Annotated in this window: 16 protein-coding genes; 4 read left to right on the top strand and 12 right to left on the bottom strand. The window is 42.0% G+C overall.

Going from position 1 to position 14,068, the window contains the following annotated elements; translation table 11 throughout:
- Window positions 1-19 precede the first annotated feature (19 nt).
- The 6 genes from NSQ36_RS08635 to NSQ36_RS08610 all read right to left on the bottom strand — a co-directional run bounded on the left by NSQ36_RS08635 (window position 20) and on the right by NSQ36_RS08610 (window position 4,981).
- Entirely contained in the window at window positions 20-742 is a 723-nt protein-coding gene (locus tag NSQ36_RS08635) for a lactate utilization protein C (protein ID WP_339207216.1), read from the bottom strand.
- Window positions 742-2,163 (bottom strand): LutB/LldF family L-lactate oxidation iron-sulfur protein, encoded by a 1,422-nt coding sequence (locus NSQ36_RS08630; protein WP_113387029.1) that lies wholly within the window; start codon window positions 2,161-2,163, stop codon window positions 742-744. The genes NSQ36_RS08635 and NSQ36_RS08630 overlap by 1 nt, the downstream gene beginning before the upstream one ends.
- A gap of 21 nt (window positions 2,164-2,184) precedes the next feature.
- The gene (locus NSQ36_RS08625; protein WP_339207338.1) at window positions 2,185-2,901 is read right to left on the bottom strand and encodes a (Fe-S)-binding protein; all 717 of its coding nucleotides are present in this window, start codon (window positions 2,899-2,901) and stop codon (window positions 2,185-2,187) included.
- Between the two features lie 191 nt (window positions 2,902-3,092).
- Window positions 3,093-3,944: an SDR family oxidoreductase gene (locus NSQ36_RS08620; protein WP_339207214.1), complete on the bottom strand. Its 852-nt coding sequence runs from the start codon at window positions 3,942-3,944 to the stop codon at window positions 3,093-3,095.
- A gap of 101 nt (window positions 3,945-4,045) precedes the next feature.
- Window positions 4,046-4,459, bottom strand: a complete 414-nt coding sequence (locus NSQ36_RS08615) for an Rrf2 family transcriptional regulator (RefSeq protein ID WP_251190495.1) — start codon at window positions 4,457-4,459, stop codon at window positions 4,046-4,048.
- Window positions 4,460-4,507: 48 nt separating this feature from the next.
- On the bottom strand, window positions 4,508-4,981 hold the full coding sequence (locus NSQ36_RS08610; RefSeq protein WP_106028907.1) for a VOC family protein: 474 nt from the start codon (window positions 4,979-4,981) through the stop codon (window positions 4,508-4,510).
- A 160-nt stretch (window positions 4,982-5,141) separates the two neighbouring features.
- Between NSQ36_RS08610 and NSQ36_RS08605 the strand changes: the two genes are divergently transcribed.
- Window positions 5,142-5,585, top strand: a complete 444-nt coding sequence (locus NSQ36_RS08605) for a DUF2188 domain-containing protein (protein ID WP_268493759.1) — start codon at window positions 5,142-5,144, stop codon at window positions 5,583-5,585.
- A 23-nt stretch (window positions 5,586-5,608) separates the two neighbouring features.
- On the opposite strand, the gene NSQ36_RS08600 is transcribed toward NSQ36_RS08605, so the two are convergent.
- A complete protein-coding gene (locus NSQ36_RS08600) occupies window positions 5,609-6,457 on the bottom strand; it encodes a Ku protein (RefSeq protein ID WP_003211891.1) in 849 nt (282 codons plus the stop codon).
- 116 nt (window positions 6,458-6,573) lie between these two features.
- On the opposite strand from NSQ36_RS08600, the gene NSQ36_RS08595 reads away from it, so the two are divergent.
- Window positions 6,574-8,439, top strand: coding sequence for a DNA ligase D (locus NSQ36_RS08595; RefSeq protein WP_339207210.1), 1,866 nt, complete (start codon window positions 6,574-6,576; stop codon window positions 8,437-8,439).
- Window positions 8,440-8,473: 34 nt separating this feature from the next.
- A complete protein-coding gene (locus NSQ36_RS08590) occupies window positions 8,474-9,169 on the top strand; it encodes a YoaK family protein (protein ID WP_310426692.1) in 696 nt (231 codons plus the stop codon).
- Between the two features lie 41 nt (window positions 9,170-9,210).
- Here NSQ36_RS08590 and NSQ36_RS08585 read toward each other — a convergent pair whose 3' ends face one another.
- The 3 genes from NSQ36_RS08585 to NSQ36_RS08575 form a co-directional block, all read right to left on the bottom strand.
- Window positions 9,211-9,429, bottom strand: coding sequence for a hypothetical protein (locus NSQ36_RS08585; protein WP_339207208.1), 219 nt, complete (start codon window positions 9,427-9,429; stop codon window positions 9,211-9,213).
- Between the two features lie 458 nt (window positions 9,430-9,887).
- Window positions 9,888-11,000 (bottom strand): tetratricopeptide repeat protein, encoded by a 1,113-nt coding sequence (locus NSQ36_RS08580; RefSeq protein ID WP_339207207.1) that lies wholly within the window; start codon window positions 10,998-11,000, stop codon window positions 9,888-9,890.
- 256 nt (window positions 11,001-11,256) lie between these two features.
- The gene (locus tag NSQ36_RS08575; protein ID WP_339207205.1) at window positions 11,257-11,571 is read right to left on the bottom strand and encodes a hypothetical protein; all 315 of its coding nucleotides are present in this window, start codon (window positions 11,569-11,571) and stop codon (window positions 11,257-11,259) included.
- A 640-nt stretch (window positions 11,572-12,211) separates the two neighbouring features.
- On the opposite strand from NSQ36_RS08575, the gene NSQ36_RS08570 reads away from it, so the two are divergent.
- Window positions 12,212-12,583: an iron chaperone gene (locus NSQ36_RS08570; RefSeq protein WP_339207203.1), complete on the top strand. Its 372-nt coding sequence runs from the start codon at window positions 12,212-12,214 to the stop codon at window positions 12,581-12,583.
- A 52-nt stretch (window positions 12,584-12,635) separates the two neighbouring features.
- Here the strand turns inward: NSQ36_RS08570 and NSQ36_RS08565 are convergent, their stop codons facing one another.
- Together NSQ36_RS08565 and NSQ36_RS08560 are read right to left on the bottom strand one after the other, a co-directional pair.
- A complete protein-coding gene (locus NSQ36_RS08565; RefSeq protein WP_268458598.1) occupies window positions 12,636-13,217 on the bottom strand; it encodes an undecaprenyl-diphosphatase in 582 nt (193 codons plus the stop codon).
- 139 nt (window positions 13,218-13,356) lie between these two features.
- Window positions 13,357-13,899, bottom strand: a complete 543-nt coding sequence (locus NSQ36_RS08560) for a GNAT family N-acetyltransferase (RefSeq protein WP_137054595.1) — start codon at window positions 13,897-13,899, stop codon at window positions 13,357-13,359.
- Between the last annotated feature and the right edge of the window lie 169 nt (window positions 13,900-14,068).

The following is a 14,068-nucleotide window of genomic DNA, read 5'->3' as shown; positions in this document are numbered from 1 at the left end:
GGCTTTCTTCTCGAAAGCCCTATTCATCATCTATCAATAGATAAACCGCCCGAACTGGACCATGAACCCCTACTACTAAATTCATCTCAATATCCGCAGAGTTACTCGGACCTGATATGAAATGAATAGCACCTTTCGCCTGCTCTCCCTCCTCTACTGAGCGATTAAGAGCCGAAACAGCTTGAATCATCCGCGGAACCACCGTGCTTTTTTCGATACACACGATATACATCATCGGTAAAAAATGGAGCGCTCTTCCTTGGCCCTGATGGGATGAAAGGACGACTGTACCTGATTCTGCTAAGGTGTAATCACTGAATACAACCGAATACGCCGCTTGTTCTACCAGCCTGATATTTTCTTCCCTTGAAGCCTCAGCATTCCAGCTGGTGACTGCGAATCCTTCGTGCTGCAAGGTGTCAAACATCGGATAAAATCCATATTGTTCAAAACGATGATCGCCCGATGTCATCACAGAACCCTCTCCATACTCTGTCATCAATGATCGTAATACAGAGGGCGCTTCCTCTGGTGTTGTTTCGACCACTCTTGTATGAATTCGTTGACATTGCACCTTCAATTGCTCGACTAGCTCTTCTTTAGACAAAAGTCCGTTTGCTTCCCACTGAACTTGATGCTTCCAAGCTGGACGCTGAATAGATGCAGACGAGGAGGAATCCTTCCCTAATTGCTTACGGATATGAGCTAAAAACGATTCTCGGTGAGAAATGGTTCCCTTCATCACTGTTCCTCCTTCTGTCTCTTTTTAAACCAATCCCTGAATCTTTCTTTACTTGGAGCTGGCAGGTCACGAATATCTGTCCAATTCTTTAAAGGACCTATTCCTTTTGAAATCTGTCCGTTTGAAGCCATACGATTCATCAATACAGGAGCTGCTTTTGTTCCGAATTGATACATCCCGGGAGTCGAAGCGCCCATTCCGAACATTTTCATCGCCATCATTTCAGCTTTAGACGCTCTCCCCTCTTTTTCCACGATGACTTGACGATGTTTTATTAATAACTCGTGAAGCGGGATCTTTACTGGACAAGCATCTGTGCAGGCCGCGCAAAGGCTGGATGCAAAGGGGAGCTCTTGGTAGTCATCATAGCCGCCAAGAAGCGGTGATAAAACAGCACCAATTGGCCCCGGATAAATCGATCCGTATGAATGTCCGCCCACATGCCGGTAAACTGGGCACACATTGATGCAGGCTGCGCACCTGATACATTGGAGAACAGTCTGAAAGGCAGTACCTAATATATTGGACCGCCCATTGTCCACAATGACCAAGTGAAATTCTTCTGGTCCATCCACTTCTTCTTCTCCTTTTGGTCCAACGACAGAAATGTAACTCGTTAATTTCTGACCGACTGCACTTCTGCACAAAAGACCAACGAGGACATCCAGCTCCTCCATCGTTGGAACAATCCGTTCCATGCCCATAACGGCGATATGTGTCTTCGGGATAGCCGTGACAAGATCCGCATTCCCTTCATTTGTCACAAGGCAAATGGAACCTGTATTGGCGACAGCAAAATTACAGCCGGTGACACCAATATCTGCTTCGAGGAACTTTTCACGTAAGATGGCTCTCACAAAACTCGTCATATCTTCAGGTGTCTCTGACATCTCATATCCGAGCTTTTCGTGAAAGACTTCTCGTATTTGTTCTTTCGTCATATGAAGAGCAGGTGCCACAATATGTGAAGGAGGTTCATGATCATCTACTTGCAGAATATACTCGCCAAGATCGCTTTCCACCACCTCACAGCCGATCTCTTCAAGGGCTTGATTCATTTCAATTTCTTCTGTGACCATTGATTTTGATTTAACGATCTTTTGGGCCGCCTTTTTCTGTGCCACATGTTGAATATACGCCGATGCCTCTTCCTTTGTTTTTGCAAAAAAGACATGTCCCCCGCGTGCACTAACACTTTCACTTAATTGGTATAAGTAGTCATCAAGATGCGTCAGCGTATGCTGGCGGATTTCCTCGCCAAGCTCACGCCACTTTTCCCAGTTGCCAAGCTCTTCGCTCGCAGCTAGCCGCCTTTCATACAGGCGTTCCTGTGCTGAGGAAACAGCACCTCTCATGACTTTATCTTCTAACCCTTCCCCGATTCGTTCTTTAAAGGCCTTCTCTCCAATTTTCATACTCATGTGCCGTTCCCCCTCTTAAAGTCAGCGGCTATTTAATACCTCTGCGATATGCATCACTTGAATGGGCTTATCAAGACGATTCAGCCTCCCGCCAATATTCAGCAGGCAGCCGCAGTCAGCACCAATGATGTATTCAGCGTGTGTCTCCTCTATGCTTTGGACTTTCTCATCGACCATTTGCTCAGAAATAGGAGTCATTTTTACTGAAAAGGTTCCTCCAAATCCGCAGCAATTTTCGGCGCGCGGCAATGGTGTCATCGTCAAATCTTTGACATTTGACAACAGTGTGAAAGGGGCTTTCTTAATTCGCAGCAGTCTCGTCATATGACAGGATGTGTGATAGGTTGCGTTTCCTTTCAGGCTCGCTCCGACATCTGTGACGTGTAATATATCAACAATAAACTCGGTTAATTCATATGTTTTCTCAGCAAGTGCCTTAGCTTTTGCTGACCACACTGGGTCTTCTTTTAAAAGATGAGGATATTCTAAAAACATCGCCTTACAAGAACCTGACGGCGTCACGACATATTCAGCTGATTCAAAGGCTTTGATCATGTTTTTTGCTGCTTTAATGGTTTCTTTTGTATAGCCGCTGTTAAAGGCTGGCTGCCCGCAGCACACTTGTGCCTCTGGAAATTCCACTTCTACACCGAGCCTTTCTAATACTTCCACTGTGGCCTTTCCTACATTTGGCTGCATGGTGTCAATTAAACAAGTAACGAATAAATGGACTTTCATCGGCGAACTTCCCTTCTTTGCTGCAATTTGATTCATCAATTTGGTCATCTGATGACGAAATAACAGGCCTTATTTTCATTTTAATCCCAAATTTCTGAAATTTCAACGAGGTGATTTGTCTAAATTTGGACATATGGCTCGTGTAGCTTGAATGAAAAAAAACGCCCTTTTGATAGGACGTTTGAGAAAATTTATTTTGTAATCATTTCACGAATTTTTTCGTCGATAGGCGTTAAAGGCCGGCCTAATAAGATTTCGAAATCATGGCTTCCAACGGCTAAGGCACCATCGCGAATTCCGCTTTGAATGGCTTTGACAAATGGAACAGCTTCTTTTGGTACACCATTAGAAGCTAAAAATTCCCCAAATGTGTCGACATCAATTTGCTCCACTTTGATCTCTTTTCCGCTCACCTCACTGACAATGTGAGCAAGTTCAGTGTGTGTCCGAAGAGGGCCTGACAGTTCATATATCTCCTTGTCATGTTTAGAAAGTGTTAACGCATTTGCGGCCGCTTCTGCGTAGTCATTTCTTGTTGCCCAGCCAACCTTGCCATCACCAATTGGACTTAAAAATGGTGCGCCACTAACGGCTGCTAGTATCGTATCTTTTTCATTTTCTACATACCAGTTGTTTCTTAGAAACACATGAGGAATGCCAGAGGCCACAATGGCTTCTTCAGTTTTTGCGTGGTCGTGTGCAAGGACAAGCTGACTCTCTCTTGCATTCACAACGCTTGTATAAGCAATAAAGGATACACTGGCTGCTTTCGCCGCTTGGATGGCAGCCGTATGCTGCTGCACGCGGTCACCATCCGCAGTTGAAATGATCAAAAGGCGGTCAATGCCTTGAAAGGCTGCCTTAAGGGTGTCTGGCTGAGTAAAGTCTCCGCGGCGTACATCCACCCCGGCTTCCTTTAAATGTGCTGCTTTTTGCGGATCTCGAACACTCACCGCAATTTGTTCAGCTGGTACCTTTTTAAGTAAATGCTGGACGACGAGCGATCCAAGCTGTCCTGTTGCGCCTGTTACTAATAATTTCATTTGTTTGACCTCCTCATTTTGTGATTCACGGTGATGTGCATACGTTATAATCAAAATGGTTACAACAAAAGTGTAAAAAAAGCTCCAATGTATGAGCTTTTTTATTCCGCCTCTGTCAATAATTGCTGAATTGTCACTTGCTTTAGGTGATTCTCAAGTGCAGCTTGTGCTTCTTTTAGTTCATGCCGCAGTCTCGTATCCATCGCTTGACCAATCGGACATGCGATGACTGGCTGATGGAAGTTAAACAATTCTTCATCCTCGCTTACATCGACAGCACGGTACACATCTAACAGCGTGATTTCCTCTGCCGGCCTTTTTAAGTAAGCACCACCTACTCCGCGGCGGATCTCAATGAGACCTGCCCGTTTGAGCATTGCCATCATTTTTCGAACAATGGCTGGATTTGAATTCACGCTCTCTGCAATAAAATCACCTGTACACTCTTTTGGAACACCTGCAATAAATGACACAATATGAACAGCAATCGGATACCTGTTGCTAATTTGTTTCACAATCTTTCACCACCGTTGTAATCAATATAGTTACAACGAGTGATTTTGTCAATCAATAAACGGATTTTTCTTTCGATCCCAGTCCTCATATGTCATGATATCGTAGTCTTCTTCTGTATCAAGCTCAAGCGGGGCAATGCATTCAAGCAGATTTCCATCTGGGTCAAGAAAATAGATCGCTGCATGAAATTGCGGCGGATTATCGAGAACTAAAGGCTGCTTCTCTTCTGAAAAGCCAAACATTGGGTGAATGCTGATGCCTTTTTCAACCAGCCAAGCCTTGATTTGTTCGATACTAGACGTTGTAATTTGAAAAGCAACGTGCCGTGTCGAGGGATGATATGGGAAGTCATTGATATCTACTTTCCACAAGCCAAGCCAGCTCTTCCCTTTCTCAATCCATAAAAAAGCAACTCGTTCATTTGCGTGAGCAAGTGTCAATTCCAATTTTTCATAAAACGCAATAGATGTCTTTAAGTCACTCACAGGTAAATGGGCTTCATACAAACCTTTTATCATCATCAAAATCACTCCTTTTCTACCTTCTATTCTGCGGGAATTGATGAGATTCTGCCTCAGCAAAACGATGTATTTTATCCCCTTCATTGGTTTGAGAAGAATGATATGTTTGATCGATTACATATGGGGGAAGTTGTTCAAATAAAAGAAAGGAGCGCTTTATATGCCTTGGACGATGAATGATTATCCTGCTTCATTTAAATCATTAGACAACGTCATTCGAAAAAAAGCGCTTGAGATTGCGAACAAAATGATGCAGGAAGGCTATGACGAAAGTAGAGCCATCCCAATTGCAATCAGTCAAGCGAAAGAATGGAAAAAGAACGCAACGGAGAAAGAGATCGAGAATGTCTCAGCTCATGGTTCTGTCACGCCATCTAAAGACAGCAGCTCCGCAAGACCAGAGCTTATGGATCATGCGCAGCATGTCGTCAAACACGAAGAAGGCTGGGCGGTTCAAACAGAGAAAGCAAAACGAGCAAGTGAGGTCAAAGAAACGAAACAAGAAGCCATCGACCGGGCAAGTGAGATTGCATCTAATAAAGGGACTTCTGTTGTTATCCATAGAAAAGATGGGAGCATTCAGGATGTGTTAAAACCGCAGTAAGACCGCTCATAAGCGGTCTTATTTTATGCATTCTTTTCTTTTTTCGCTGGTGCTTTTCTTTTTTTAGGTGCTGCCTTTTTCGCTTTGGCTGGTTTTGATCGGTCGATTGAAGCCTGTAGAGCTGCCATTAAATCGGTCACATTGGATGCAGGATCTTTTTTGCCAGTCGTTTCTGGCTGAACTGTATGTTCTCCAGATATTTTATCTCCAATTAAATTCATCAGCTGTTCTCTGTATTCATCCTGATAGGCAGCTGGATCGAAAGTTGTGGTTAATTGCTCGATTAAAAGAAGCGCTGTATCTAACTCCTTTTTTACAATGTTTTCTTCTTGGGGGATATTCGGTACATCTGATACCTGTCTAATTTCATCAGGGAAATGAATGGTTTCCATCAGTAAAATATGTTCATAGCATCTAACGATTGCTAATTGCTCCTTTGAGCGGATCATAATCTTTGCGACACCAATTTTCCCCGATTCCTCTAAAGCTTTTCTTAATAATGAATAAGCCTTCGCTCCGCCGGTATCTGGTGATAAAAAGTAACTTCTTTCATAATAGATTGGATCAATCTCTTCTATCTTCACAAAATCAATGATTTCAACGGCTTTTTCTTCATTTTCTTTTCGCAGCTTTTCAAGCTCTTCCTCGTCTAATTCAATGAATTTATTTTTCGCATACTCGTACGCTTTGACGATTTGTTCTGGTGCCACCTCTTCCCCGCAGTTGGCACAAACTTTTTTATAGTTAATGGGCGTGTGACACTCTTTATGCAGCTGCCTTAATTTAATGTCTTTGTTCTCTGTAGCGGTAAACAGCTTCACTGGAATATTGACTAGTCCAAAGCTAATGCCGCCTTTCCAAACTGTATGCATCGCGTCGCCTCCGTTCTTTTCTCCTTACTATGCAATGTTTTCGTTAGACTTATGTATGTGAATGAAAATTTCATCCCACTCTAAGAACACATCATATGAGGAAGTGACATGCACAAATGAAACCTATGCGATTAACGGCTGCACATGAGGTTCCTACCGGTGCAGACTGGGTGTATGAATTAAAATATGACGGCTTTCGAGCCATTCTGACGTGGGATCAAAACGAGATTCATTTAGAAAGCAGAGCCGGAAAACGATTAAATGAACAGTTTCCTGAGGTGATTGAACAGTGCGAACAATTAAGGGATCAGTTTGCTCTTTTTTTACCTCTGACGTTTGACGGGGAATTGGTCTTTTTACTGGATGAACAGCAAAGCGATTTTGCGAGGGTTCAGCAAAGAGGTAGGCTGAAAAACAAAGAGGCGATTAAGCAACAGGCTGAGCGGTTTCCATGTCATTTGATCGCATTTGATCTATTAAGATGCAAAGGGCAATCTCTAATTGATTTACCGTTGATAGAAAGGAAAAAACAGTTACAGCAAGTTTTCCAAGCAGCAAAACTTCCGCCATCTGTACAGCTTGAGCACCCTTCCCTTCTTCAACTCATTCATACAGACACAAATCCTGAAAATATGAAAAAGCTGATGACGACGTATTTAGCAGAAGGACTCGTTGCGAAAAAAGGGACGAGTAAATGGCACGACAATACCCGGTCAAAAGAATGGTTGAAAGTCAAAAACTGGCGATATGTCTCTGTCATAGTGACTCATTTTGATAAAGAAAATGGCTACTTTCAAGGCTGTATTTATCAAGATCATCAACTCACTGAGGTTGTCCAATTCAAGCATGGATTTTCTAAAGAAGAAGAACAAACGCTTCGTACGCTCTTTCAAACAAAAGGCAAGCAAATAGGGGCATCAGGATATGAAATCCCACCTTCTATCGTCGCGAGCATTGCTTGTATCTCCTTTGATGGATCCGCCTTAAGAGAGCCGCGTTTTTCTTCCTTTTTACTAGATACTGATCCAGCGACGTGTACGTTTCAGCAAATGCTCAAACAGCTATATCCGCTCCCTGCTGTGATTGACATCACTCATCCCGAAAAACCGATTGTGCCAGCTCTTCATCTGAACAAGGCAGATTACTTACTTTATTTGAGACAAGCCGCTCCCTATCTCTTGCCCTTTTTACGTGAAAGACGGCTGACTTTAATTCGGTTTCCTCATGGCGCCGGGGATGAATTCTTTTATCAAAAGTCGACACCTGATTATGCGCCAGATTATGTGTTGACCGATCAAGCTGATGATATTGCTTACACGGTCTGTAATGACCCTCAGACGCTTCTTTGGCTCGGCAACCAGCTTGCAATGGAATTTCATATTCCTTTTGAAACAAGGGATACGAACCGGCCGGTCGAAATCGTCTTTGATTTAGACCCGCCGTCTGTTAACGAGTTTCATCTAGCCATAGAAGCTGCCAAGCGAATCAAAACGCTTTTAGACGGTCTCTTTCTCACAGCCTTTATTAAAACAAGCGGTGGTAAAGGACTTCAAGTTTATATTCCATTAAAGAAAAATGCCTTCACATACGTAGAAACGAGGACATTTACCGCGTTTATATGCCAATTTTTATGTGAACAAGCCCCTGAGCTATTTACTTTGGAACGTCTTAAGAAAAAACGCGGCAAGCGCTTGTATTTAGACTATATTCAGCACGATGCTGGAAAAACAATCATTGCGCCCTATTCACCAAGAGGAAATGAGCTTGGACTTGTAGCGACACCGCTTGAATGGGACGAACTCCATCAAGATGGACTTCATCCTTCTTTGTTTACCATGCCAGCTGTGATAGAGCGTCTAAAGGAAAAAGGCGATCCATTCCGACGCATGAGGCACCTTGCAAATGATGACACTTTCAGACAAGTTTTGCACCGGCTTGAGGACATTATCCCGGCACATAAGATGGACATACGCGGTCATTAAGCGTTACACTTACTCATTAGAGAGTAAGAAAGGGATGACCATTTTGACCGCACATTCATTTCGAAATATAGCACTTATTTTCTTGTGCCTTGCAGCAGGTATTGTGGATGTGATTGGCTATTTGAGCTTAGGGCATGTATTTACAGCCAATATGACAGGTAATATTGTGCTGCTTGGCATTGCAGCAGGAAGCTCCTTGCAGCTTACGGCCCTTCATTCCATCACCGCACTGAGTGGATTTGTATTAGGGATTTTACTTGCTGTTGTGATAGGCGGAAAGCATGAGAAAACATTTTGGCCGAAAGCCGTTACACGTATCTTTATCATAGAAGTCCTGATACTGCTTCTATTTGTTCTCATGACCATTTTCCCTTATACACAAGGTGCTTATTTTATGCTCATTATCCTTTTAAGCATGGCCATGGGCCTGCAGACAGCGGCCGCCCGCAAATTAAATGTGGCTGGCATTTCCACAACGGTTCTAACGAATACACTCGCCAACCTATTTGAGGATTTGGCTCAGCGCATTTCACATCGGGAAAAAAGAACAGCTCCCATTCAGCATGTCAGTTTCATGCGAATAGGCTCTATTGTCTTTTACTGCCTAGGTGCTGCATTAGCGGCATACACAGATGCATTCGATCCGTTTATCATCATTTGGCTGCCTATCTCTATCCTAGGGCTCATTGTGATCACTGCTGCATTCAAGCACTTTCATCAATTGAAATAGCCAATCGAAAGATGGCTATTTCAATCTCTGTAATGAAACCACTAATAACTTCTTACATAAAAACCAGGAGGGCGCCCCATAATGAACGTGGAGCCGTACGGGTATCCAGAAAATGTCCCGAATCCACCATATCCAGGATAACCTCCTAAACCAGAGAACACGCCAGGGCTCACATAATACCCGCCAAAGCCAATATGTGGCCCCACTGCTCCTCCGCTAAAACCGCCTCCGTGAAATCCTCCATACACCCGTGGGTCCATACAATCACCTACCTTCTAGATACACTTCATCACATCATATGCATGACAAATGGAGCGGTGTTCCCGCTTTTTCTTTTACTTCTATGTACAATAGACCAATTTGAGAAAATTTGAATGAAAAGTCCTGCAAAAAATTAAATTAAGCAAAGAAAGGTGACCTTTTTAACTTGTTGCTCTGCCCTATGTTTATTTAGAATAATGAGGCAGGTAACAAATTTGCACACCCCCTTTGTTGCGAATTCTTCTTATTAAACGTTCTTGTAGCGTTTAATAAGAAGAGCCTATTAAAAGACAAAAAACCCTTGCTGACGATAATCAACAAGGGCAAGAGATAAATGGTGGATTAACCACCAATGATTTTTTCTGCTACTTCGAAAGAACCCGCAACGTTTTGAGTCAGAACTGACGCAGCGATCGCTAAACCTACAACGAATAATACTTTTAAACCTGTTTTCATCTTAAATCAACCCCATTCTTTTCATATGTAAATCCGCTTCTAAACTTTTGTTCAAATAAAAAACAGACTGCTCATAAAGTGCTTGCTTTTCACAATACTTAGCCGCAAAATGTGAAAGCTCTTTTACTTCATGATATTCATTCTTCTCTTCTAACTTTCTTAATTTCTCATCAATTTGTTGAAATCTTTGTGGTGCATTCGTTAAGTAAAGGTCATGGACGATGCCTATTTTCAGCTGAAACACTTCATGAGAAGCATCTTTTATTCTCGCATACGCAGCCTCTATATAGTGGCTTGCACGCTGCTTTTCACCAATCACACAGAGTTCCCGGCTCATCAGATACGTAGAATGGAAAAAGAAATCCGTCTCGTAATATTCTTGATGGGACAATGCTTTTTCAAGATGACGTATTGATTCTTTCGGTTTATTCCAAAATGAATATAAAATGGCCACATTGTGATGAAGCTGAGCCAGCATAAAATCATCCTGCTCGCTTGTCAAAACCTCTTCCGCCAAACGATAATTTTCAAGCGCCTCTTCATACCGGCCGATCTCTGTTTGATTCGCCGCTATGAGGGAATATGAAAGTGCCGTTCTTCTTTCATAATGCTTGTGCCGTTTATAAACGTGAAGGGCTCTCCTGATATAGCTTAATGAGAGCATGATATGACTAAGCCGGTAGTAAAGCCAGGCCACCTTAAAATCGAAATCAGCACGTTCGATCTCACTTGGAATTTTATCTAAGAGCTTTTCAGCACTTTGATACATTTGCAATGCAACCTCGTAATTACCTTGATGCTGCTCATACACACCCTCATAAAAATCAAAATAGTAGGCAAGGCGGTTAGATAAGTCATCCTCTTTTTTCCCGTGGAGACCTTCCATACTTTTCGTTGAAACACTGCCCTTTTGACCTCTTAAATTGTACATGAGAATGTGATGCCTCTTCTCAAGAAGAGAATAGTACATAAGGATGTCCGCATCATCAATTTCCTCTACTGCTTGTTTCGCTTTAGCAAATAGCCGTTCTGCCTCATCTGCATGATCTTTTTTAATTTCCATGTTCCAGTCATTTAATAATGATGCCAATTCCGCAACAGGAATCTTGCTCATTCTACACCCCCAATCACCTTCAGCTGCATCACATGATTTCACTAAATATGGAACTTCTATTAGCAATTGCTAATTAGTCCATTCGAGATCATTTTAATATGAATCACTTAAATCTTCAATAACCGTTTCCTTTGAAAAAGCTTTTCTTTTTTCTAACCAATGATGTTTGCGTAAAAATTCCGCCTTTTTTCGGTTTTAAAATAAACAATCATCTCGGGATGAAATGAAAAAAGCCCTTTTTGGGGGCTTTTTGTACTTATTCCAATCGTATGATGGTAAGTGCCGCTCCAACAGAACCTCCCCCAAGTAACACCACTGTTGCGACTAAACCGAAAATTTGGAGAGAAATTTGGTTACCTGCTGCAAGTGTTGTAATGAGTGATGCCGATAAAGCGGGTGTTAATATAGAACCAGGAATGGCAGATCCGCTGTTAACCAGCCTTGTTCCAGCAAGCAGCGCTGCATTTGTGTTCACTTGATAAGTGATGAAATAGCGACCCGAGACTGGTACTGTAAAAATCGTATTTCCACCACTTGCCGTAAAACCATCTAAACTCTGATTATTAGGCAAAGAAACCGCTGTCCCGCCTAGGACAACAAGCACTGGAGGCGTACATTGAGTTAGCGGTTACAATTGTGCAGGATCGGTTATTCCTGTTGGACACTTCTATCAAAGAACACCAATGAGTAGAAAGATTCCGCATATTTCCTGATGAGCAATAAAGGAGAACTTATTGGACATTTGTGAGTAAAGCTTTTCATTTTTTGTTTGAATATTGATCTCTTTCAGTTTACTCATCAACAGGTTTGTCACTTTCCATCAGCCCAATTCAATGCTGTATACAAACACAAACCATATGGTCTTTTATCATATGTGCCTATGACTATTTTGTGCGATTCGTCTAAAGATCAGTAAACTTATTATCAGCGCAGCTTTTCATTTATCCAGTTTCTTTATATAATATGATCAATAACTTCCGCGCCTCAGTAGCTCTAGAAGGGAAGAGCGCCGTAAAACAAATTGTAGCTAGCGGGTCGCAAGGCAAGGGTTTCAGAAGCACCGAAAAGCACATGAGCTGAGACAGGCGAAACTCCTGTCGGTGAAATTCCGTAGGGAAGCGTGTTGCCCCTAGCCTATGCTTACGAAAGGAGTGCGGGTTCGAATCCCGTCTGAGGCTTATGAGGTAGATGGAATGGGAGGATAAAACATCATGCATGTGTTTGAAGAGTATGTAAGCAACATTGGTAACCCAGAGCTGAAGCAGCGCACGCAAGACATTTTACAATGGATTTTAGACACATTCCCTCAATTAGAACCAAAAATTGCTTGGAATCAGCCCATGTTCACAGACCATGGCACATTTATTATTGGGTTTAGCGTGGCAAAACATCACATTTCTGTCGCACCAGAAGGAAAAGGAATTGATCACTTTTCAGCTGAAATTGTACAAGCTGGTTACGATCATGGAAAAAAGATGTTTCGCATGAAGGAAAGCTTGCCAGTTGATTATCCTCTCCTAAAGAAAATCATCGAATTTAATATCGAAGACAAAGCGGATTGTACAACGTTTTGGCGAAAATAAAAAGTACCCCGATCTGAGCCATTATTAGATCGGGGCATTTTGCTGCAACATGTTATTTTGTTCTCTTCCTTACAACGTTCTGCTCAAGCCACTCATAACATGACAAGATGGCATTCACGCTCTTTTGGCATATCGGCAAATATACAACAGTGACCGCTGTTAAACTCGCTATGACAGCCCCTGCTAAGACATCAAAAGGATAATGGACACCTACCCATATCCTTGAAAAACCAACGGCGCACGCTATGATCAGCCAATAAACATGGCGTTTGTGAAAAAGCCAAAAGATCAGACATACAGAAAAAATCAAGATGGTATGATCACTCGGAAAAGAGTTATTCACTTCCTTTTGAATCAAAAGATTGACATGACTCATTTCGGCAAAGGGCTGCTGGTTGGAATAAAAAAATCCTGCAATTTTCCCAATTAACTCTGCCAATATGAAAGTAAGTCCAGCAGATACCACCATCCCCCTATTGGTTTCACTTCGATTTTGAAACCATATGAACAGACACGTGAGCGCTGCTAACAGCACAGTATATTCAGCTAGTCCAATGAATATCGGATTCAAATAACCATGATCGATACTGAGCTGATTCACCCACCTAAATAAATCTTCATTATATCGCTTCATCTCATTTCATTCCTTTTTCCTCGATTTATGATAAGGATAATTGAAATAAGATGACTCTTCCATCGATTGAACGAACAAACCATGGAACCATATGACATGTTTGTCACTTTGCTGTCACTGACATCATTTACTTACTGCTCTATAGAGAGTGACGCTGCTCCCATTCCTTTTTTAGTAAAGCATATTGGTACGTGTTTTCATATTTAGGGGTGCCATCCTCATATGTAGTAAATGAAATAAACTCAAGAAAAAGGCCTTCTCTCCGCATGCCTAATCGCTCACATAATGCCTGCGAACGGACATTATCATCTTCTACATAGGCATAAAGCCGCCTTGCTGCCTTTTCTACAAATAAATAGGACAAAAGCGCCACAGCGCTCTCTCGTGCATATCCCTTTCCTTCATATGCTTCATTGAAATTCCAGCCGATTGAATACGTATCAGGATCCTCTTTTAAATGAAACAACTCACCGATAATCTGCCCACTTTCTTTTAAACAAACCGCTACATATGAATGGTCTTCTTTTCTCTTTTTCACTATAGCCAAAGCTTCTTCTAATGAAGAAATTCGATCAGCGAGGAAACAATTTACTCTTGGATTAGACAAGTACTCAAGCATCCCTGCTGCATCTTCATCGCAAAACGGTCTAAGCATTAAACGATTCGTTTCTAATTGATTCATAAATGACTCCTCACTGTTTTTGCTTTATTTCGTGTTTTCTAGTCTCTTCATATTTTAGATGACATGCACCAGCTTTGACAATCAAGTTATTCTGAAGTGTCTTCAAATAAACGAAACTCATAAAAAGCATTTTGCTATTAAATCATTTGGTCAAAACTGATAAAATAGA

The organism is Bacillus sp. FSL W8-1143 (genome assembly GCF_037965155.1).
GTDB lineage: Bacteria > Bacillota > Bacilli > Bacillales > Bacillaceae > Bacillus > Bacillus pumilus.
This window is presented reverse-complemented; position numbering and strand designations above follow the sequence as displayed.

What these genes read in the sequence shown, in the direction of transcription:
- NSQ36_RS08635 (WP_339207216.1), bottom strand. Translation starts at nt 742, where the DNA reads ATGAAGGGAACCATTTCTCACCGAGAATCGTTTTTAGCTCATATCCGT.
- NSQ36_RS08630 (WP_113387029.1), bottom strand. Translation starts at nt 2,163, where the DNA reads ATGAGTATGAAAATTGGAGAGAAGGCCTTTAAAGAACGAATCGGGGAA.
- NSQ36_RS08625 (WP_339207338.1), bottom strand. Translation starts at nt 2,901, where the DNA reads ATGAAAGTCCATTTATTCGTTACTTGTTTAATTGACACCATGCAGCCA.
- NSQ36_RS08620 (WP_339207214.1), bottom strand. Translation starts at nt 3,944, where the DNA reads ATGAAATTATTAGTAACAGGCGCAACAGGACAGCTTGGATCGCTCGTC.
- NSQ36_RS08610 (WP_106028907.1), bottom strand. Translation starts at nt 4,981, where the DNA reads ATGATGATAAAAGGTTTGTATGAAGCCCATTTACCTGTGAGTGACTTA.
- NSQ36_RS08605 (WP_268493759.1), top strand. Translation starts at nt 5,142, where the DNA reads ATGCCTTGGACGATGAATGATTATCCTGCTTCATTTAAATCATTAGAC.
- NSQ36_RS08600 (WP_003211891.1), bottom strand. Translation starts at nt 6,457, where the DNA reads ATGCATACAGTTTGGAAAGGCGGCATTAGCTTTGGACTAGTCAATATT.
- NSQ36_RS08595 (WP_339207210.1), top strand. Translation starts at nt 6,574, where the DNA reads ATGAAACCTATGCGATTAACGGCTGCACATGAGGTTCCTACCGGTGCA.
- NSQ36_RS08590 (WP_310426692.1), top strand. Translation starts at nt 8,474, where the DNA reads ATGACCATTTTGACCGCACATTCATTTCGAAATATAGCACTTATTTTC.
- NSQ36_RS08585 (WP_339207208.1), bottom strand. Translation starts at nt 9,429, where the DNA reads ATGGACCCACGGGTGTATGGAGGATTTCACGGAGGCGGTTTTAGCGGA.
- NSQ36_RS08580 (WP_339207207.1), bottom strand. Translation starts at nt 11,000, where the DNA reads ATGAGCAAGATTCCTGTTGCGGAATTGGCATCATTATTAAATGACTGG.
- NSQ36_RS08570 (WP_339207203.1), top strand. Translation starts at nt 12,212, where the DNA reads ATGCATGTGTTTGAAGAGTATGTAAGCAACATTGGTAACCCAGAGCTG.
- NSQ36_RS08565 (WP_268458598.1), bottom strand. Translation starts at nt 13,217, where the DNA reads ATGAAGCGATATAATGAAGATTTATTTAGGTGGGTGAATCAGCTCAGT.
- NSQ36_RS08560 (WP_137054595.1), bottom strand. Translation starts at nt 13,899, where the DNA reads ATGAATCAATTAGAAACGAATCGTTTAATGCTTAGACCGTTTTGCGAT.